The organism is Pseudoxanthomonas suwonensis J47 (genome assembly GCF_000513955.1).
Taxonomy (GTDB): Bacteria; Pseudomonadota; Gammaproteobacteria; order Xanthomonadales; family Xanthomonadaceae; genus Pseudoxanthomonas; species Pseudoxanthomonas suwonensis_C.
In genome coordinates, this window is sequence record NZ_AZUZ01000009.1 from 63,307 (window position 1) to 83,633 (window position 20,327).

Genomic DNA, 20,327 nt, shown 5'->3' on the forward strand with positions numbered 1-20,327 from the left:
TTCCCGGCCAGACCCGTTTATGAACACGCGTTCCACCGAACGTTCCGCCGAACTGGTCGCGGCGCTGGTCGCCGAAGCCGAATCGCTGACCCGCCAGGGCCGCATGCGCGAGGCCGGTGCGATGTGGGAACGCGTGGTCGGCATGGATCCTGCGCACGCCACCGCGCTCACCCAGCTCGGCAGCCTGGCCCTGGCCGCCGGCGAGCTCGAACAGGCGCAGCACTACCTGGAGCGCGCGGTCGCCGCGGCACCGCGCCTGGCCATGGCCCACGCCCACCTGTCGCGGGTCCACACCCAGCGCGGCGACCGCGCGGCGGCGCTGGCGGCGATCGACGCGGCCATCGCCGCCGATCCCACCGCCTGGGGCCCTCAGCTAGAGAAGGCGCGCCTGCTCGAGGCCGGCGGCGACCACCGCGCCGCCGCGCTGCACTGGGGCAACATGCTCACCTACATGCCCGAGGCGCTGCAGCGCCAGGCCAACGTGCAGGCGGTCGTGCGGCAGGCGCAGGTGGCCGTGCAACGCACCCGCGACGAGCTCGGCGCCTACCTCGAGGACAACCTGGCGCCGCTGATCAAGGGCCACGATGCGCGCGAGGTCGAACGCATCCGCCATTCGCTGGACATCCTCGCCGGCCGCCGCACCTTCATCACCGCCAAGCCGCTGACCCTGCCGATCCCGCGCCTGCCGGCGATCCCCATCTTCCACCGCGAGGACTTCGACTGGGCGCCGGAGGTGGAAGCGGCCTTCCCCGACATCCTCGAGGAACTCCACAACGTACTGGGCGACCAGTCCGGCTTCGAACCCTACGTGCAGACCCCCGAGGGCCAGCCGAAGGGCCAGTTCGCCGCACTGGACCGCAGCACCGACTGGGGCGCCTACTTCCTGTGGAAGCACGGCCGCCGCATCGACGCCCAGGCCGACGCCTGCCCGCGCACCGAGGCGGCGATCGCCCGCGCCCCGCAGATCAGGGTGCCCGGCCGCGCTCCGGTCATCTTCTTCTCGGCGCTGCGCCCGGGCGTGCACATCCCGCCGCACAACGGCGCCACCAACGCCCGCCTGACCGTGCACCTGCCGCTGATCATCCCGCCGTCAGACTGCGGGTTGCGAGTGGGCGAGGAAGTCCATATCTGGGAACCCGGGCGGCTGGTGATGTTCGACGACACTATCCGCCACGAAGCGTGGAACTTCAGCGACCGCCTGCGCGTGGTGCTGATCTTCGACGTCTGGCACCCGATGCTCACCCCGCTCGAACGCGAGCTGGTGGTGGCGATGACCCAAGGCCTGATGGGCTTCTACGGCGACGACGCCGACCTGGGAGAACTGTGAACGAAACGCCCCGAACCGACCTGCTGACCCGCTTCCTCCTGCCCCACGCGGGGGTGCGCGGGGTCCACGTATGCCTGCAGGACAGCTGGACCGGACTGCTCTCGCACGCGACCTACCCGACGCGGGCCAAGCGCCTGCTGGGCGAAGCCTGCGCGGCGACGGCCATGCTCACCGCGCACGTGAAGGTCGACGGCCGCCTGTCGCTGCAGCTGCGCGCCGACGCCGGGGTCAAGCTGCTGTTCGCCGAATGCACCGCCGCCGGCCACCTGCGCGGCATCGTCCAGCTCGACGGCGACGACGCGCCGGCCGACCTGCGCGACCTGCCCAACCCCACCCTGGCCATCACCATCGAGAACCCGGGCCTGGACCCGCGCGAACCGCTGCGCTACCAGAGCCTGGTCGAGCTGGCCTCCGCCGAGCTGGACGAGGTCCTGCAGGACTACTTCCGCCAGTCCGAGCAGCTGCCCAGCCGCCTGCTGCTGGCCGCCGACGGCGACCGCGCCAGCGGGCTGATGCTGCAGCAGCTGCCCGGCGACTCCGGCGACGACGACGGCTGGGCCCGGGCCTGCGCCCTGTTCGACACCCTCACCGCGGCCGAGCTGGCCGCCACCCCCGGGCCGGTCCTGCTGCACCGCCTGTTCCACGAGGAGGCCCCGGAGCTGCTGGCGCAGAAGCAGTTGGCCTTCGGCTGCTCCTGCTCGCGGGAGCGGGTCGCGGCCATGCTCGAGTCCTTGGGCGAGGCCGAGGCCCGGGCCGCCGCCGGGGAGGCCGGCCAGGCCGAGATCGCCTGCGGTTTCTGCGGCCGCCGCTATCACTTTTCTTTGGCGGAAATCGGCGTATTGTTCGAGCAGCCGTCGGCCAACTCGCCGACGCCCGACCGGCTGCAGTAGCCGGGGGATGCTGTTCTGGGGAGGGCGGCGCTTGTTAACTAAACGTAAATCCCATACGATCGGCCTACCGCCGGCGCGGGAACTCCTCCCGTCGCCGCCGGTCTGAGAGACCGTACATGACCCTGCGCCGCCTGCCACTGCTGGCCGTACTGCTGACCGCGCTATGCGCGGGTCCGGCCGTGCATGCCCAGCAGGCGCGCGGTGCCAACGCCAGCGCGGCCAGCGACAAGGCCCCGCAGACGGTCCTGCCGGTGTGGAACAAGGGCAGCGGCAAGGTCGAAGCCGTGCTGCTGCTGGAGCCCACCGGCCAGGCTGGTCCGGGCGCCCGCTGGCGCTTCGGCAACAACACCCTCGACGCCGCCTTCGGCCTGGGCGCGGGCGATTCGCTCGGCCTGCTCTGCAGCGGCCCCGGCGGCGGCGACATCAGCAGCCTGGCCAGCCACTGCCTGCTGGCCAGCCTCGGCGACGACCCGGCTTCCAGCCCGGCCCGCCGGCTCTCCGCCACCACCGCGATCAGCCGCCAGGGCAACCGCTTCGGCCTGACCGCCGGCGCGACGCAGGCCTCGGGCCTGCCGGCCTGGCTCAGCGGCGGCGCCAGCGGCAGCACCCTGGCCCAGGCCGACAGGATCGAGCAGAACGACCTGCAGGTGTTCGGGCAGAAGGCGCTGGGCACCGAGGCCTTCGTCTCCATCGCCGGCACCTATGCCCGCGCGCGCCTGGTCCCGCTGTCCGACGCCGCGCCCGGCCTGGTCGACCGCTGGGATACCAAGAGCCTGAGCGTCGGCGGCGGCTACGGCCCGTTCAGCGCCAGCATCATCGGCCGCGTGGTCGACGTCCCGGGCCGTCCCGACGGCAAGTGGGAAGGCCTCGGCCTGGGCCTGACCTGGCGCACTCCGTGGAGCGGCCAGCTCACCGTCGGCGCCGAGAACGTGGTGACCCGCGGCAAGAACCCCTTCTCGCCGTCCAGCGGCGGCGCCGAGGAAGGCACCATCCCTTACGTCCGCTACGAGCAGGGCCTCTGAGGCCTGGCCTGCGACGTCCCGGCGCCCGCCGCCGGAACCCGGCATCTCCTGCGATCCCCGCTCCGGTCCCGGCACATGCCGCAGGCGGGCGGGCGATAATCGCCGTCCCCCGCCCTGCCCGCGCCTCCCGATGACGGCTTCCGGTTTCCAGAATTCCCTGCAGCAGGCCGCCCTGCTCGAACGCCAGGGCCGCCCCGGCGACGCCCTGCAGGCGCTGCAGCGCGCGGCCACGGAAACCGGCAGCGATCCGCAGCAGCAGCGCGGCATCGCCCAGGCCGCCATGCGCCTGGGCTCGCCGCCCCTGGCCCTGGCCGCGATGCGGCGGGCGGTGGAACTGGCCCCCGGCAACCCGGGCCTACGCTTCGAACTGGCCTGCCTGCTCGCCCACGAAGGCCTGCACGCCGAGGCCGTCGGCCACTTCCAGGCCACCGTGGCCGCGCAGCCGCTCAATGCCCAGGCCTGGCACCTGCTCGGCCTGGCCCTGCAGCGCGGCGGCCGCCATGGCGACGCCCTGCAGGCGCTGCGCCGCTCGCAGGCGCTGGCGCCGGGGAACCCGCGCCTGGCCCCGGCCCTGGCCGAAGCCGAGTTCCATGCCGGCTATCCGGAGGACGCCCTGCCGTTGTGGCAGGCGCAGCTGCGCGAGCGCCCGGACGACGTCAACGCCCTGCTGCGCACCGCCGAGACCCTCAATCGCCTGGGTCGCCACGAGGACGCCTTGGCCCTGCTGCGCGAGGCCAGCGCGCGCCTGGCGCAGGCCGGCGACCTGTGGATGGCCCTGGCCCAGACCGCCGAGGACGCCGGCGACCGCGAAGCGGCGCGCCAGGCCTACCGCCAGGCCTTGGCCGGCCGCCCGGACTGGGCCTTCCCGGTCAGCGGCCTGCTCGGCCTGGACCGCGGCAAGGCCGACGAGGCCCTGGTTGGCCAGGCGCGTGCGCTGATGGCACGACCCGACCTGCCGGATCCCGACCGCGCGCTGGTCGGCTACGAGCTGGGCAAGGTCCACGACGCCCGCGGCGAGTACGCCGAAGCGATCGAGTGCTGGCACCAGGCCAATGCGGCACGCCGGCGGGTGATCGGCCCGGGCGACGCGGCCGGTTTCGCCGGTGCGGTGGGCCGGATCATCGCCACCCTGGACGGCGCACGCCTGCGCGCCCGCAGCGCACGCTGGCCGGGCAACCCGGACCCGCGGCCACTGTTCATCGTCGGCATGCCGCGCAGCGGCACCACCCTCACCGAGCAGATCCTCGCCGCGCATCCGGCCGGCCACGGCTGCGGCGAGCTGCCGGACATCGCCCTGGTCGCGCGCAACCTGCCGGCCACCGCCGGCCCCGGCCGCGACTGGCCGGAATGCATCGACGACCTGCCCGACGCCGCGCTCGACGAGGCGGCGCGCCGCTACCTGCGCGCAGCCACGCGCCACGCGCCGGCGCAGGCGCAGCGGCTGGTCGACAAGGCGCCGCTCAACTTCTTCCACCTGGGCCTGATCGCCGTGCTGTTCCCGAACGCGCGCGTGGTCTGGTGCCGGCGCGACCCGCGCGACATCGCGGTATCGGTGTACGGCGAGAACTTCGCGCTGGAAGAGAAGCTGGCCTGCGACCTCGGCGACATCGGCCACTACATCAACCAGCAGACCCGGCTGATGCGGCACTGGCAGGCGCAGCTGCCGCTACCGGTGCTGGAGCTGCACTACGAGGCGCTGGCCACCGATCCGGAAACGCAGGCGCGGCGCCTGGTCGGGTTCGCCGGGCTGGACTGGGATCCGGCCTGCCTGGAGTTCCACCGCAGCGAGCGCGGCGTGCAGACGCCCAGCCGCTGGCAGGTGAAGCAGCCCATCTACACGCGCTCGATCGGCCGCTGGCGCCACTACGCGGCGCACCTCGGCCCGTTGCTGGACGTGCTCGATCCGGACGCCTATCCGGCGCCGGTCGGCGTGGCCACGAACGACCAGGCGAGCACGCCCTCGGCCTGACGCAGTTCGTCGATGCGCACCTGCGCATCCGGGCGCGCCGCGCGCACCTGCGCGGCCATCTCCTCGACCTGCGCGCGTTCCAGCGCGTGGGCGACCATCTCGGCGGTGCGCAGGCGCGCACCCTCCAGTTCGCCGGCGTAGCCGCGCAAGGCCTCGCCGGCCTGGCGCGCGTTCTCCGGCCGCACGCCGGCGAGCAGGCGCTGCACGGCGCTGGCCGATTCGTGCAGCAGGTCGGGAACCGGCGAAGCGCCTGCCGCGTCGGCGAGCGCACGCATCGCCTGGTTGTAGCGTTCGCGCGCGGCGTTGGCGCTGGCCACGTCCTGGATCGGCGCGCCTGAGCGCGCCTGCGCGATCCACGGGATCACCTCCAGCGCGGCGCGCAGCAGGCCGTCGTCGCCCAGCAGGCGCGCGTGGTGCGCCAGTTCCTCGCGCCCCACCCGCACCAGCAACGAACCGGCGTGGTGCATCACCAGCGCCAGCGTCGCCGTCGGCCTGGACACGCGCAGGCATTCGGCCAGCGCGCGCGGACGGTCGGAATACTCGAAGCCGAACTGGCTGGCGACGCAGTCGAAGCCCGCCGCCGCGAACGGTAGCGCCTCCATGCGTACGCCCTGGTGGAAGCGCACCGTGCGGTGGGTGCCGGGCTGGTGCCAGGCCGGCGACAGCGCGGCCAGGTCCACCGCATCCACCTCGATCGCGTCGCCGCGCAGTTCCCACAGCAGCAGCGGCAGCGGGCCGTTGCCGGTGGCCAGGTCGAGCACGCGCGCGCCCGCGGGCAGCCCGGCGCCCAGCGTGCGCCAGAACGCGCCGATCGCGCCGTCGTAGTTGCCGGCATAGCTGCCGACGCAGGAATGCAGGCGGCCGCTGGACCAGTACCGGGTCCAGGCCTCGCGTCGCCCGTTGTCGCCGTCTTCGTGCATCGCGCAAGGATGCGGGCGAAACGCCGTGCTGCCAAGCGCGGAGGCTGTCGGCTTGCGAAGCGCGCATGGTGCGCAAAAAAAAGAAGGCCCCGTTTCCGGGGCCTTCCAGTTACAGCAGGGCGACGCTCTTAGAACGTCTGGGTGTAGCGGAAGTACACGGTACGGCCGTAGGCGTCGTACAGGTAGAAGTTCCACGGACGGCCGTCATACGGCACCAGCTCCGGATAACGGTCGCCGACGTTCATCGCGCCGACCGCAACCTTGCCGTTCCACGGAGCCTGCCACGAGACCTGGACGTCGTTGGTCGCGTAGCCACCCACCTGGAGACCCGGGTTGCCGTTGGCGAGACGCGGGTTCTGCTGGCCATCGATGTAGTTGATGTTCCAGGTGAAGGTCCAGTCGCCGTAGGTCCAGTCGTTCTGCAGGTTGGCGCGCAGGTCCGGCGAACCCAGGATGCCCGCGTACTCAACCACGTCGCCGTTGATCTGGGTCACGTCGTACTTGTTGATCCAGGAAACGGTCAGGCGGTTCTGCAGGCGGCCGGCGGCACCGAAGTCGAAGTCGGTGTTGGCACGGAAGTCGATACCGTCGGTCTCGAGGTCGCCCTCGTTCGCGTAACCGGCAACGATCTCGGTGATGCGGCCAGCGGCGTTACGGGTCAGGCTCAGGCCGGCCGGGATCGCGCCCCAGTTGGCCGGGTCGGTGTCCATGTTGATGATGTCCTGGGCACCGATCGAGGAAATGGTGTCCTCGACCTTGATGTTGTAGTAGTCCAGGCTCAGGTCCAGCCAGTCGGTCGGGTCATACACCACGCCGATGCTGAACTGGTCGGAGTGCTCCGAAGCCAGCGACGGATTGGCGATGAAGTAGGTGTCGACCTGCAGGCGGCAGGTGGCCGGCTGGCCCAGGGCGGCGCACGACTGCGGGTCGTTGACCGGCTCGGCCGAGAAGCTGCGGGCCTGGGTCAGGATGTCCAGACCCGGAGCGCGGAAGCCCTGGCCCCACGAAGCGCGGAAGGTCAGGTTGTCCAGCGGCTGCCAGCGGGCGGCGATCTTCGGCGAGAAGTCGCTGCCGTAGTCGCTGTACTTGTCGTAACGGCCGGCCAGGGTGATGTCGAACGAGCTGCTGAACGGCAGCAGCCACTCGAAGTAGGCCGAGGTCACGTCACGGCCACCGCCCGACGAACCGCCCGACGAACCCAGCACCACGCCCGCCTGCGACAGCGAATCGTAGACGTCCTGGAAGCGGTCTTCGCGGTACTCGGCACCGACCACCGCGTTGGAGATGCCGCCGCCCATTTCGAACAGGTCGAAGTTGACGTTGGCGAACCACTCGGCGCTCTTGTAGAACGAGTTGCGGCCGATGGTGGCGGTGAAGCCGTTCAGGGTCTCCTGCGAGGCGCCGAACGGATCGGTGACCAGGTAGTCGCCACGGTCGGCGGCCTGCTGGGCCAGGCTCGAGATCACGTAGCCGTAGCCGGTCTCGATGTACTTGTACTCGGTGCGGCGCATGCCGAAGTCCACCGAGACGGTGTCGGTCAGCTGGCCCTGGAAGCCGAGCAGGAAGTCGTTGTTGGTGGTGTCGGTGTAGTTGTCGCGGTTACCGGCCGCGGCGAAGCGGTGGTAGAAGTAGGTCGGCAGGCCGTCGCCCTTGACGATGTCGTTCACCGTGCCGTCGGACACCTGGAAGATGCCCGGGACCGGGGCATAGCGACCGAAGGTCTCGACCTTGGTGGTGGTGGCCGTCAGGTAGACGGTCCAGTCGTCGTTGATCTGGTAGTCGCCGCGGACGAACACCGAGGTGTTGTCGACCGAAGCTTCGTTGGCCGCGACCGAGTTGAAGTCGAACGAGCACAGGCCGTTCGGCAGGGTCCAGAAGCCGTTCGAATTACAGGCAAAACCCGGGACCGGGGCGGCAGCGCCGGTGTCCCAGTCGTAGTAGTTGTTGCCGTAGGTCGAGACGCCCAGCGTCTGGCCGCCGATCTGGTCGCGGGTGAAGACCATGCCGCGGCTGGAGAACGAAGCGCCACCGATCAGGCGGCCGCGGTCGCTGGCAACGCCGAACACGCCGGAGACGTCTTCCAGGTCGCCGCCCTTGGTCTTGGTCGAGCCGTAGCCGTAACGCAGCTCGGCGCCGTTGAAGTCCTTGCGCAGGATGATGTTGACCACGCCGCCGATGGCGTCGGAGCCGTACACCGCCGAAGCGCCGTCGGACAGGATTTCGATGCGCTCAACGGCAGCCAGCGGGATGGCGTTGAGGTCCGAGCCGGACGAAGCCGACATCGGGTTGGTCGGGGCGCGACGGCCGTCGATCAGGACCAGGGTACGACCCGAGCCCAGGCCGCGCAGGTCGACGGTGGCCAGCGACTGGGCCGAGCTGCCGGACTGCGGACGGAAGTTGCCGAAGGAAGCGAAGGTGCTGTCACGCAGCACGTCGGCGACGGACACGTCACCCGAAGCGTCGATCGAAGCGCGGTCGATCACGATGACCGGCACGGCGCCTTCGATTTCGGCGCGCTTCAGGCGGGAACCGGTGACCTCGATGCGGTCGAGGGTCTTGGCCTCGCCTTCTTCCGCTTCCTGGGCGAACGCGGCCACCGGAGCCACGACGGCGCCAACCAGGCCGGCCATCAGGCCGTAGCGCACCGCATCGCTCAGGAGATTGTGGTTCAACTTCATCATTTTCTCTCCAGCTTTAAAGGATTCCTGGCGCCAGAACGGAGCCAAGGATGGGATGCCGGAAGGGGAGGGAAGCCCGTCCAGCTGCCCCGGACGTTATCAATTCCTTAATTTTGCCGCAAGCGCGTGTTATCGGCTCGTTTGAAACAATTTCAAGCCCGGTGTTTTCCCCTTGTTTTTCATATGGATAGGGGAAAACATGCGCCGCCTATTCAGTTTCATACGTATCCAGGATTGTCCTCATCGGCATCAGTCGGGAGGCGTATCGACGCCACTGGCCGAGGTAGCGGCGGTGGATCGGCTCGCGCACCTGCACCGTGCTGGCGGTACCGACCATGCCGGTGCGCGCGCCCTCGCCCAGCACCTCGTCGCGCCACGGCAGGCCACAGCAGTCGAGCACGCGCCGCGCTTCGGATTCCGGATCGGTGACCAGCGCCTCGTAGCGCACTTCGTGGATGCGTCCGGGAAAGCGCCGGTCGTAGTGCGCCATCAGCGCGCGGTAGCGCAGGTAGTGGCGCGCCATCTCCTCCTGCGCGTAGCTGTGCGGATAGGCGTCGGCGAACAGCGCCTTGAGGTTGGAGAAGCAGCTGTCCATCGGCTCGCGCGTCATGTGCACGATCCGCGCCTGCGGCAGCGCCGCGGCGATGAGCCCGGCGACGAGGAAGTTGGCCGGCAGCTTGTCGATGTAGCGTTCGCGGCCTTGCGCACGCCAGGTGGTGTGTTCGAGGTAGCGCGTGCCGAGCAGGTGCAGGTCGATGCCGGCGGCGGCCCGCGCCAGCGCCGCGTCCGGATGCGGCCCGCCGAGCCGGTCGGTGCACCAGCGCAGCTGGCAGGTGAAGTCGCGCAGTTCGCCGGCATCGGCCACTGCCGGATGCGCGGCGAGCATGCGTTCCAGCAGCGTGGTGCCCGAACGCGGCATGCCGACCACGAACACCGGCGCCGGCGTACCCGCCGCCGGCGCGGCCGCCGGCACCTCGCCGAACGGCAGCTGCTCCAGCGCGTCGAACAGCGCGACTTCCGCCTGTTCGTCGTAGGCCAGCTGCGCGCGGCGCGCGCGCATGCCGTGCTCCAGGTGGCGCCACGCCGCATCGGTGTCGCCGAGATCGTCGAGCTCCTTGAACAGCGCGTAGTGCGCCAGCGGCGCGAACACATGGCCCTCGCCCAGCCGCGCCAGCGACGTGCGCAGGCGGTCGACGTGGTTGCGCTCCGGCGTCTGCCGGCGCAGCGTCGACAGCAGGCGCGCCGCCGGCAGGAAGTCGGGGGCGGCGCGCAGGCAGGCTTCGAGCGACTCTTCGGCCGGATCGAGCGCGCCGCAGTACATGCGCGCCAGGCCGATGGCGTAGTCCAGGCGCGGGTCGCGCAGGCCGAGCCGTTGCGCGTGCTCGAGCCGCTCCAGCGCCAGGTCGTAGAAGGACAGGTCCGACAGCATGCGCCCGGCCGTGGCGTGGACGCCGGGATCGCGCGCAGCGGCCAGCACCGGCCGGCGCAGGCATTCGAGGCCGGCCTGCACCTCGCCCAGGTCGAACAGGCGTCGCGCCAGTTCCAGCAGCAGGTCCGGTTCGGATTCCGGCAGGCGCGCGGCCGCCAGCACCTGCGCGGTGGCGTCGCGCAACGCGCCCTGGCCCAGGTCCAGCGCGGACAGGCGCAGGCGCGCCGGCAGTTCAAGTTCGGGCTCTGCGAGCAGCCCTTCGAAGGCGGCCCGCGCCGCCGCCGCGCCGCCACGCGCGGCGGCCTCGGCCCGGCGCCAGGCTTCGATCGATCGTGCTTGCATGCCACGTCCGCGGAAGGAACCGGCGGGCATTATGTCAGCCCGCCGATCCGCCCCGCCTTACTGGCGCAGCGCCTCGATCGGATCCAGCTGCGAGGCCTTGCGTGCCGGGTAGTAGCCGAAGAACAGGCCGGTGGCCACCGAGAACGCCGCGGCCAGGGTGATGACCCTGCCGTTGAGCTGGATCGGCAGGTCGGTATTGAAATGACCGACCAGCAGCGCGCCGGCGATGCCGAACAGGATGCCCAGCACGCCGCCGCCCAGCGACAGCAGCATCGCCTCGGCGAGGAACTGCCGGCGCACGTCCGACGGACCGGCACCGACCGCCAGGCGCAGGCCGATCTCCTTGATCCGCTCGGTCACCGACACCAGCATGATGTTCATGATGCCGATGCCGCCGACGATCAGCGAGATCGTCGCCACCGCGCCGAGCAGCCACGACATCTGCCGCGTGGTCTCGTTGCGGGTGGCCACCAGCTGGGCGACGTTGCGCACCTGGAAGTCGTCGGGCGCGCCCGGGTCGATGCGGTGGCGCTGGCGCAGCAGCGACTCCACCTCGCCCTGCACGTAGGACAGATCGTCCGGATGCGACACGGTCAGCGAGATGTCCATCACCGCGCCGGGCGGCAGGCCCATTGAGCCCATCAGGCGGCGGCGCGCGGTGTCCAGCGGCACGAACACGATGTCGTCCTGGTCGCGGCCGAAGCCGCTCATGCCCTTGGGCTTGAGCGTGCCGATCACGGTGAAGTTGGTGCGGCCGATGCGCACCGTCTCGCCGATGCCGCTGCCGGTGCCGAACAGTTCGCGGCGCACGGTCTCGCCGATCACCGCCACCTTGTCGCCGCCGAAGTGCTGGGCCTCGAACGCCGAGCCGCTGGCCAGCTGCCACCCGTTGATCTCGAGGAAGTCGGCCTGCACGCCCTGCCAGCTGGTGGACCAGTTGGTCTCGGCGTACACGACCTGGCTGCTGCCGCGCAGCGAGCCGGAGACCAGCTGCACCTCCGGGATCTCGTCGCGGATCGCCGCGGCGTCGCCCTCGGTAAGGGTGAAGAAGCTGCTGGCGCTCATGCGCACGCCGCCGATGCTGCGCTGCATCTGCGGGCCGATGTCGAGCTTCTGCGCGCCCAGGCCGGCGAGCTGGCGCTCGATTTCCGCCTGGGTGCCCTGTCCGACCGAGACCATCACGATCACCGCGGCGATGCCGATGATCACGCCCAGCGAGGTCAGCGCGCTGCGCATCCAGTTGCCGCGCAGGGCGAAGATCGCCGTACGCAGGATGTCGAGGAAGTTCATCCGGCCACCTCCTCGTGCGTGGCCTCGTGCAGCTGGCCGTCGCGCATCACGCAGATGCGGTCGGCATGCCGGGCGACATGGGCGTCATGGGTGATCAGGACCACGGTGTGGCCCTCGTCGCGCAGGCGCTTGAACAGGGCCAGGATCTCCTCGCCGGTGCGGCTGTCCAGCGCGCCGGTCGGTTCGTCGGCGAGCAGCACCGGCGGGTTGTTGATCAGCGCGCGGGCAATCGCCACGCGCTGCTGCTGGCCGCCGGACAGTTCGTTGGGACGGTGGCCGACGCGCTGGCCCAGGCCCACCGCCTCGAGAGCGGCGCGGGCGCGCTCACGGCGCTCGGCCGGCGGGATCCGCGCGTAGCCCAGCGGCATGGCCACGTTCTCCAGCGCGCTCATGCGCGGCAGCAGGTGGAAGCCCTGGAAGACGAAGCCGATCTTCTCGCGGCGCAGGGTGGCCAGCTCCTCCGCGTCCAGGGTCGACACGTCGACCCCGTCGCACAGGTAGCGGCCGCCGCTGGGCGTGTCCAGGCAGCCGATCAGGTTCATCAGCGTCGACTTGCCCGACCCGGACGGGCCCATGATCGCGATGAACTCGCCCGGCATCACCTTCAGGTCGACGTCGCTCAGCGCCACCACCTCCGCCTCGGTGCCCGGCGAATAGACCTTGCGCAGGTCGTGGGTCTCGATCACCGGCGTCAGCGCGGGGCTGGACGCCGTCGCTGCGGCCGCGCTCATCGCGAAGCCGCCCGTTCGCCGGTCACCAGCACGTCGCCTTCCTTGATGTTGCCGGCGATCTCGGTGCTGATGCCGTCGCTGGCGCCGACCCGGACCATGACCGGCACCGGCTTGCCACCCTCGAGGCGGTACACGGTCACCCGGCGCGCGCCGGCGAGGTTGGCCAGTTCGCGCTCCACGGCCTGGCGCTGCGCGTCGTCGAGGGTGGCGAAGAAGCCGGCGAAGCTCTGCTGGAAGCGTTCCATCATGCGCTGGCGCATCTGCCCGCTGGCGCCGGCCTGGCCCTGGCCCTGCCCGGAGCGCATCACCATCATGCCGCCCGCCGGACCGCCGGCGCCGGCGCGCTGCGCGTTCTGCATCGCCGCTTCCATCGCCTTGCGCATTTCCTCCTGGCGCTGACGCGCGGCGGCCAGGTCGGCCTCGAAGGCCGAGCGCTGCGCCGGGGCCAGCTCCATCGCGCCGACGAAGGCGGCCAGGTCGTCGAGCATGCCGGCGCCGCCACGCGGGCCGGGCGCCGGCGCCGGCGCGGCCGTCGCGTCGGACGGCTTGAAGCGCAGCGCGGCGTTGGACACCTTCAGCACGTCGTCGCGGCGGCTGACCTCGATCTCGGCGTTGACGGTCAGGCCCGGCAGCAGGGTGCCGTCGCTGTTGTCCACGCTCACCACCACCGGATAGGTCACCACGTTGTTGTTGGTGGTCGCCGCCAGGCGCACCTGCTGCACCTCGCCACGGAACTGGCGGTCCGGGAAGGCGTCGACGGTGAAGCTCACGCGCTGGCCCGGCTTGACCTGGCCGATGTCGGCCTCGTCGACCGACAGCTCGATCTTCATCTTCGACAGGTCTTCGGCGATGGTGAACAGCTCCGGCGCCTGCAGGCTGGCGGCCACGGTCTGGCCCGGTTCGATGCTGCGGGTCAGGACCACGCCGTTGACCGGAGAGCGGATCACGGTGCGATCGAGGTTGACCCGGGTGGTTTCGGTCGAGGCGGTCTGCTGGCGGATCTGCGCCTGCGCCGAGTTGACCTGGGCGCGGGCCTGGTCCAGCGCGGCCTTCGCCAGGTCGATGTCGGCGCGGGCGATCAGCTGGCGGTCGACCAGGGCAGCCTTGCGCTGGTAGTCGGCCTCGGCGTTGGCCAGGGTCGCCTGGGCCTGGCGCAGGCTGGCCTGGGCGCTGGCGATCTGGGCGTTGCCCTGCTCGATCTGCGTCTGGTAGGTCTTCGGGTCGATCCGGGCCAGGACCTGGCCTTCGGTCACCTGGTCGTTGAAGTCGGCCAGCACCTCCAGCACCTGGCCGGAGATCTGGCTGCCGACGGTGACGGTCGAGGTCGCGCTGAGCGTGCCGGTGGAGGAGATCGCCACGCGGATGTTGCCGCGTTCCACCGGCGTGGTGCGGAACGCGCCCTCGTCGGCGGCGCCGCGATGGCCCTTCCAGTACCAGAAGCCGGCCCCGGCCAGGGCAAGCACGGCAACGACGATGCCGGTGCGGAACAGCGTTGAACGGGAGCGGGAGACCTGGTTGCGGGAGGGACGGCTCATGCGCGCGGGGAAGTCTGAGGGACGCACACTCTAACGCCCGGGTGGGGCCGCGGTTGACAGCCGCGGCCCACCGGTGCGCGGCGTTCAGGCCAGCTGCCCGCCTTCGCGGTCGAAGCGGATGACCGCGCGGGTGCCAGTGTCGAGGGTGCTGTCCAGCTGCACGGTCCAGCCGAAGCGCTCGCACAGCCGGCGCACGATCGACAGGCCCAGGCCGCTGCCGGTCGGCCGCTCCGGCGCAGCACGGTAGAACGGCTCGAAGGCCCGCGCCAGCGCCTCCGGCGCCATGCCGATGCCGGTATCGGCCACGACCACGCCGTCCTCCTCGATGGTGACCTCGATGCGGCCGCGGTCGGTATAGCTGCAGGCGTTGCGCAGCAGGTTGCCGACCACCACGTGCAGCACCCGCGGCGGGGCGTACAGGCGCGGTCGCGCTTCGCAGTGCACCAGCAGTTCGACCGGCTTGTCGCCGAGCAGGTCGCGCGCGGTGCCGGCTTCCTCCTGGACCACCTCGCACACGTCGAACCACTCGCTCTGCGGCTCGATCTCCGATTCGCGCGCCAGGATCAGGAAGGCGTCGATCACCGCCTCCATGTCGCGGCCCGAGCGCTGGATCCGGTGCAGGCTGCGGACCACGCGCGGCGCCAGCCCCTCTTCCTCCAGGGCCATGTCGCTGGCCACCCGGATCACGGTCAGTGGCGTGCGCAGCTCATGGCTGGCGTCCCGGGTGAAGTTGCGCTCGCGCTCCAGGTGCGCCTCGACCCGGCCGCCCAGCGTGTGCAGGGCGCGCGCCAGTTGCCGGGCCTCGCCTTCCATGTCCGGCGGCAGGCGTTCCGGCGCCAGCGCGGCGATGTCCGGATGCCGTGGATCCCAGCGCGATACCAGCCGCGCCAGCCAGGCCACCGGCGAGACCATCCGTTTGGACGCCTTATAGGTGAGCCAGGTCGCGCCGTAGATCGCGAACAGGGCCAGCATCGCCGGCAGCACCGCGAACCACAGCGCCACCCGCGTCGCCTGCTCGCGCAGGTAGACCAGGTAGAGGGTGCCGGCGTCCTGGCGGTCGACCCAGACCAGCTGGCCGTCGTCCACCAGGTCGTGGAAGCCCGGGGTCAGCGGCCGCAGGTTGGCCGGCAGCGAGAGGTTCGAATAACCGGCCTCGACCAGGTAGCCGCGCAGGGTATGGTTGTTCGGTGGCGGCTGCGCCGGCGACGCCGCGTACAGTTCCCAGAAGTGCGCGGCCTCGTCCTTCAGGGTCGCCTGGATGAAGCTGTACTTGAACAGCGCGGTGACGACGTAGAACGCCAGCAGGATCGCCAGGCTCGCCAGCGCCATCTGCACGATGAAGGCGATCCGGATCTTGCGGGGCAGGCCGTGGGGCATCGGGGTACTTCTGCTGCGAGGCAGCCGAGTCTAGTCAGGACCGGATCGCGCCGGCGTGAGCAGGCGCCCGGTCCGTGGACCCGGCGGCAACGCGTTCCCCCCTCCCCATGGCCCCGGCTCCTCAGTTGGCGGCCACCGGCTGGGCGATGTCGGCGACGCGGTAGCCGGCGCTCTGCACGGTGTGCAGCAGCGGACGGTCGAACGGCTTGTCGATCACCTTGCGCAGGTTGTACAGGTGGCTGCGCAGGGTGTCCGAATCCGGCAGGCTGTTGCCCCAGATCTCGCGCTCGATCTCCGGGCGGCTGACCACCCGCGGCGACTCGCGCATCAGGATGGTGAGCAGCTTCAGGCCGATCGGCGACAGCTGCAGTTCGACGTCGCCGCGGGTCACGCGCATGCTCACCGGGTCCAGCACCAGGTCGGCCACGGTCAGCACTTCCGAACCCACCTGGCGGCGCTCGCGGCGGATCAGCGCGCGCAGGCGCGCTTCCAGTTCCTGGATCGCGAAGGGCTTGGTCAGGTAGTCGTCGGCGCCGTGGCTCAGGCCCGTGAGCTTGTCGTCAAGCGTGTCGCGGGCGGTGAGCATCAGCACCGGGGTGGACTTGCGCGCATCGCTGCGCAGGCGACGGCAGACCTCGATGCCGTCCAGGCGCGGCAGCATGAGGTCCAGCACGACCGCGTCGTAACTGTTTTCGGCGGCGAGCCGGTACCCGTCGAGTCCATCGGCTGCGTAGTCGACCTCGAAGCCGCGGCTTTCCAGGTACTCGCCGATCATTTCCGAGATGTTGCGGTTGTCCTCGACGACCAGTACCAGTCCCGAGGTCTCTTTGCCCTGACGCATGTGGACGGCTCCGTGGTTTTCAGCTTTGTGAAACATGCCGAAGCGGCAGTGGAAAAGGCGTGAAGACGGCCCGGGCCGGCCCGCCCTCTACCGCGGGACCGCGCGCTCAGGGCCTGAGGAGAGGTTCCAGCGCCGGCCAGACATTGTCCAGCAGGCGCGGCTGGGCCGCGGCGGTGGGATGAATGCCGTCGCCCTGCATCAGCCCCGGCTGCAGGGCCACGCCCTCCAGCAGGAACGGGACCAGGCCGGCGCCGTGCGCCTGGGCCAGCTCGGCATAGGTGCGGCGGATGCGCTCGCGGTAGGCCGGGCCGTAGTTCGGGGGGATGTCAATCCCCAGCAGCAGGACCCGCGCGCCGGCCCCGTCGGCCAGTACGATCATCTTCTCGAGGTTGGCGCGCAGCTGCGCCGGCGACAGGCCGCGCAGGGCGTCGTTGCCGCCCAGCTCGATCACCAGCACCGAGGGCTGGTGCTTGCGCAGCAGGTCCGGCAGGCGCGCCAGCGCGCCGGCGGTGGTCTCGCCGCTGATGCTGGCGTTGACCACCGCGGGCGGGCGCGGACGCTCCTGCGCCAGGCGCTTGCCCAGCAGGCTGACCCAGCCCGATCCGGCCGGTATGTTGTGTTCGGCACTGAGGCTGTCGCCCAGCACCAGGATCGGGCCACCGGGGCTTCCGGCAGGACGACCTCCGGCACAGGCCAGTACCGGCGCGAGCAGCAATGCTGCCACCGCCAGCAGACCCACGATCCTCGCCCACATCCGCACCATCCTGGAGCCTCCCATCGATACGCCTGCCTCCCCCAGCATAGCCAGCCCCGCCGCCATCGCGGTTTCCGGCGTCGGCAAGTCCGTCGCCGGACCCGAGGGTGAAGTCCGGATTCTCGACAGCGTGGACTTGACCATCGATGAAGGCGACAGCGTCGCCATCGTCGGCGCCTCCGGTTCCGGCAAGACCACCCTGCTCGGCCTGCTCGCCGGCCTGGACCTGCCCACCCGCGGCGCGATCACCCTCGCCGGCCAGCGTCTGGACGCGCTGGACGAGGAAGCGCGCGCCGCGCTGCGCGCCCGCGAGGTCGGTTTCGTGTTCCAGAGCTTCCACCTGCTTCCTTCGCTCACCGCCGAGGAGAACGTCGCCCTGCCACTGGAACTGGCCGGGCGCGAGGATCCGGCGCGGGTCCGCGAGGTGCTACAGGCGGTCGGACTGGAACCGCGCCGCCGGCACTACCCTCGGCAGCTGTCCGGCGGCGAGCAGCAGCGCGTGGCCCTGGCCCGGGCCTTCGTCGGCCGGCCGCGGATCCTGTTCGCCGACGAACCCACCGGGAACCTCGACCAGGCCACCGGCGAGCACGTCAGCGAGCTGCTGTTCGAGATGAACCGCGGCAACCGCACCACCCTGGTGCTGGTGACCCACGACCTCGAACTGGCCCGCCGCTGCCGCCACGTCTACCGCCTCGACGGCGGCCGCCTGCACGCCTTCGCCGCGGGCCCGCGCGCATGAACGTGCTGCGCCATGCCACGCGCTCGCTGCGCCGCGAATTCTTCGCCGGCGACCTGCTGACCGTCGTCGCCGCGCTTGTACTGGGCGTGGCGGCGATGACCGCGGTCGGCACCCTGGTCGACCGGGTCGACCTGGCGCTGGCCTCCAGCGCCGCCGAAGTGATCGGCGGCGACCTCGGCGTCCGCGGGCGCGAGGACCCGCCGGAACGGTTTGCCGAGGAAGCGCGCCGCCGCGGCCTGCGCAGCGCGCGCATCGTCGCTTTCCCCAGCGTGCTGTTCCATGGCGAGGCCAGCCAGATGGCCACGGTGAAGGGCGTCGACGACGGTTATCCGCTGCGCGGCGAACTGCGCGTGGCCCGCGACGCCACCGGCCTCGATGCCGGCCCCGCCGGTGCGCCGGCGCGTGGCGAGGCCTATGCCGATCCGCGCCTGCTGGATGCGCTGGGCGTGAGCATCGGCGACGACGTCGAATTCGGCAGCGGCACGCTGCGCATCGCCGGGGTGCTACTGGCCGAACCGGATGCCTCCGGCGAGCTGCTGCAGATGGCGCCACCGCTGCTGGTCCACCGCGACGACGTCGACAGCCATGGCCTGCTCGGCCCCGGCAGCCGCGCCTCGTTCCGGCTGATGTTCGCCGGCGACGCCGATCGCATCGCCGAATTCGGCGACTGGCTGCGCCCGCAGCTCGACGGCGCCACCCGCCTGGTCACGCTGGAAGACGCGCGTCGCGGCCTGCGCGATTCGTTCGACCGCGCCGGCCGCTTCCTGGCGCTGTCGGCGCTGCTGGCCGTGCTGCTGGCCGGCGTGGCCACCGCGCTGGCGGCGAACCGCTTCGCCCTGCGCCGCATCGACACGGTGGCGGTACTGCGCTGCCTGGGCGCGCGCCAGCGCGACATCCTCGCCGCGCTGGCGCTGCAGCTCCTGCTGCTCGCGATCCCGGCCTGCGTGCTGGGCATCGGCGTGGGCATGCTGGCGCAGCTGGCCCTGGTCGAGGCGCTGGGTGGACTGATCCCTGGCCGGCTGCCGCTGCCGCAGGCCACGCCGGTGCTCAGCGGCGCCGGCATCGGCCTGCTGCTCCTGCTCGGCTTCGGCCTGCCGCCGCTGCTGCGCCTGCGCGGGGTACCGCCGATGCGCGTGCTCAACCGCAGCTTCGCCGCGCTGCCGCCGGTGTCGCTGCTGGCCTACGTGGCCGCGCTCGCCGCCACCCTGGCACTGGCCGTGTACGCCACCGGCGACCTGCGCTTGGCGCTGTGGGTGCTCGGCGGGCTGGGCGTGCTCGCGCTGCTGGCGGCAGTCGCCGGTGCCAGCCTGCTGTGGCTGCTGCGGCGCGTGCAGGGCCGGCTGCGTGGCCCATGGAAGCTGGGCCTGGCGGCGCTGACCCGGCGTCGCGGCCTGGCCGTGGTGCAGCTGGTCGGGCTGTCGCTGTCGCTGTGCGCGCTGCTCCTGCTGGCGGTGATCGGCCCGGGCCTGCTCGGGCAGTGGCGCGACCGCCTGCCGCCGGACACGCCGAACCACTTCCTGCTCAACGTACAGCGCGACCAGGCCGAGGCGGTCACCGCCGCGCTGCGCGGACTGGGCGTGGCCGACCCGGACCTGCAGCCGTTCGCCACCGGCCGGCTGGTCGCGATCAACGGCCAGGCGCCGAAGCAGGTGCAGGCCGGCGACGAGGCCGGGGACGACAGCAACCGCCCGGTCAACTTCTCCTGGCGCAGCAGCTTCCCGCCGGCGAACGCACTGGTCGCCGGCCGCTTCTGGGAACCCGGCAGCCGCGAGGCCGAAGCCTCGGTCGAGGAAGGCTGGGCGCGGCGCTACGGCGTGGGCCTCGGCGACACCCTGACCCTGCGCCTGGGCGAGGAGGAACGCAGCTTCACCGTCACCAGCCTGCGCAAGGCCGACTGGGATTCGTTCCGGGTCAACTTCTTCCTGCTGCTCAACCCCGGCGCGGTCGGCGACGCGCCGCACGGACTGATCTCCAGCTTCCACCTGCCGTCGGGCGGCACCTCCGCGCTGGCCCCGCTGTCGCGCGAGTTCGCCAACGTGTCGGTGCTGGAGATCGAGGCGATCCTGCAGCGGGTGCGCGAGGTGATCGAACGGGTCTCGCAGGCGGTGCAGCTGGTGATGGGGTTCAGCCTGGTCGCCGGCGTGCTGGTGCTGCTGGCCGCGCTGCAGGCGACCGCCGCCGAACGCCGCTACGACAGCGCGGTGCTGCGCACCCTCGGCGCGCGCCATGGCCAGCTGCGTGGCGCGGTCCTGGTGGAGTTCGGTGCGCTCGGCCTGCTGGCGGCGGTACTGGCGGTGGGCGCGGCGGCGGTGATCGGCACGCTGCTTTCGCGTCAGCTGTTCGAGCTGGCGCTGTCGCCGCCGTGGCCGGCGCTGCTGGGCGGCGGTGCCCTCGGCGTGGCCCTGAGCCTGCTGGCCGGCTGGACCGGCACCCGCCGGATCCTGCGCACGCCGCCGGCGCTGGCCCTGCGCCAGGGCTGACCG

General features: G+C 71.5%; 15 protein-coding genes. 6 read left to right on the forward strand and 9 right to left on the reverse strand.

The genetic code is table 11. The annotated features are described in order from the left end of the window. Nucleotides 1-19 precede the first annotated feature (19 nt). From M503_RS15555 to M503_RS16750, 4 genes are all read left to right on the forward strand, one after another. Complete coding sequence (locus M503_RS15555) at nt 20-1,327, forward strand: aspartyl/asparaginyl beta-hydroxylase domain-containing protein (protein ID WP_081720917.1); 1,308 nt, start codon at nt 20-22, stop codon at nt 1,325-1,327. Beyond that, a complete protein-coding gene (locus M503_RS0102920; RefSeq protein WP_028919112.1) occupies nt 1,324-2,217 on the forward strand; it encodes an Hsp33 family molecular chaperone HslO in 894 nt (297 codons plus the stop codon). Before M503_RS15555 ends, M503_RS0102920 begins: the two co-directional genes overlap by 4 nt. 152 nt (nt 2,218-2,369) lie before the next feature. Then, nucleotides 2,370-3,239, forward strand: a complete 870-nt coding sequence (locus M503_RS0102925; RefSeq protein WP_428992213.1) for a hypothetical protein — start codon at nt 2,370-2,372, stop codon at nt 3,237-3,239. Between the two features lie 130 nt (nt 3,240-3,369). Then, nucleotides 3,370-5,208 (forward strand): tetratricopeptide repeat-containing sulfotransferase family protein, encoded by a 1,839-nt coding sequence (locus M503_RS16750; RefSeq protein ID WP_051414170.1) that lies wholly within the window; start codon nt 3,370-3,372, stop codon nt 5,206-5,208. On the opposite strand, the gene M503_RS0102935 is transcribed toward M503_RS16750, so the two are convergent. From M503_RS0102935 to M503_RS0102975, 9 genes are all read right to left on the reverse strand, one after another. Next, nucleotides 5,151-6,128 (reverse strand): class I SAM-dependent methyltransferase, encoded by a 978-nt coding sequence (locus M503_RS0102935; RefSeq protein WP_028919114.1) that lies wholly within the window; start codon nt 6,126-6,128, stop codon nt 5,151-5,153. The genes M503_RS16750 and M503_RS0102935 overlap by 58 nt on opposite strands. 128 nt (nt 6,129-6,256) lie before the next feature. Further along, nucleotides 6,257-8,800, reverse strand: coding sequence for a TonB-dependent receptor plug domain-containing protein (locus tag M503_RS0102940; RefSeq protein ID WP_028919115.1), 2,544 nt, complete (start codon nt 8,798-8,800; stop codon nt 6,257-6,259). A gap of 214 nt (nt 8,801-9,014) precedes the next feature. Beyond that, nucleotides 9,015-10,577, reverse strand: coding sequence for a tetratricopeptide repeat-containing sulfotransferase family protein (locus tag M503_RS0102945; protein WP_028919116.1), 1,563 nt, complete (start codon nt 10,575-10,577; stop codon nt 9,015-9,017). A 57-nt stretch (nt 10,578-10,634) separates the two neighbouring features. Beyond that, nucleotides 10,635-11,867: an ABC transporter permease gene (locus M503_RS0102950; RefSeq protein WP_028919117.1), complete on the reverse strand. Its 1,233-nt coding sequence runs from the start codon at nt 11,865-11,867 to the stop codon at nt 10,635-10,637. Further along, a complete protein-coding gene (locus M503_RS0102955; protein ID WP_028919118.1) occupies nt 11,864-12,598 on the reverse strand; it encodes an ABC transporter ATP-binding protein in 735 nt (244 codons plus the stop codon). The genes M503_RS0102950 and M503_RS0102955 overlap by 4 nt, the downstream gene beginning before the upstream one ends. Beyond that, nucleotides 12,595-14,133 (reverse strand): efflux RND transporter periplasmic adaptor subunit, encoded by a 1,539-nt coding sequence (locus tag M503_RS0102960; RefSeq protein WP_028919119.1) that lies wholly within the window; start codon nt 14,131-14,133, stop codon nt 12,595-12,597. The genes M503_RS0102955 and M503_RS0102960 overlap by 4 nt, the downstream gene beginning before the upstream one ends. An 84-nt stretch (nt 14,134-14,217) precedes the next feature. Then, nucleotides 14,218-15,510 carry a sensor histidine kinase gene (locus M503_RS0102965; RefSeq protein WP_028928081.1) on the reverse strand — a complete coding sequence of 431 codons (1,293 nt, stop codon included), beginning with the start codon at nt 15,508-15,510 and terminating at the stop codon, nt 14,218-14,220. Nucleotides 15,511-15,631: 121 nt separating this feature from the next. Next, on the reverse strand, nt 15,632-16,351 hold the full coding sequence (locus M503_RS0102970; protein ID WP_028928082.1) for a response regulator transcription factor: 720 nt from the start codon (nt 16,349-16,351) through the stop codon (nt 15,632-15,634). 106 nt (nt 16,352-16,457) lie between these two features. Beyond that, on the reverse strand, nt 16,458-17,114 hold the full coding sequence (locus M503_RS0102975; RefSeq protein ID WP_028928083.1) for an arylesterase: 657 nt from the start codon (nt 17,112-17,114) through the stop codon (nt 16,458-16,460). A gap of 121 nt (nt 17,115-17,235) precedes the next feature. Between M503_RS0102975 and M503_RS0102980 the strand changes: the two genes are divergently transcribed. Beyond that, nucleotides 17,236-17,844 carry an ABC transporter ATP-binding protein gene (locus tag M503_RS0102980; protein ID WP_269319848.1) on the forward strand — a complete coding sequence of 203 codons (609 nt, stop codon included), beginning with the start codon at nt 17,236-17,238 and terminating at the stop codon, nt 17,842-17,844. Beyond that, entirely contained in the window at nt 17,841-20,324 is a 2,484-nt protein-coding gene (locus M503_RS0102985; protein ID WP_028928085.1) for an ABC transporter permease, read from the forward strand. Before M503_RS0102980 ends, M503_RS0102985 begins: the two co-directional genes overlap by 4 nt. Nucleotides 20,325-20,327: the final 3 nt, after the last annotated feature.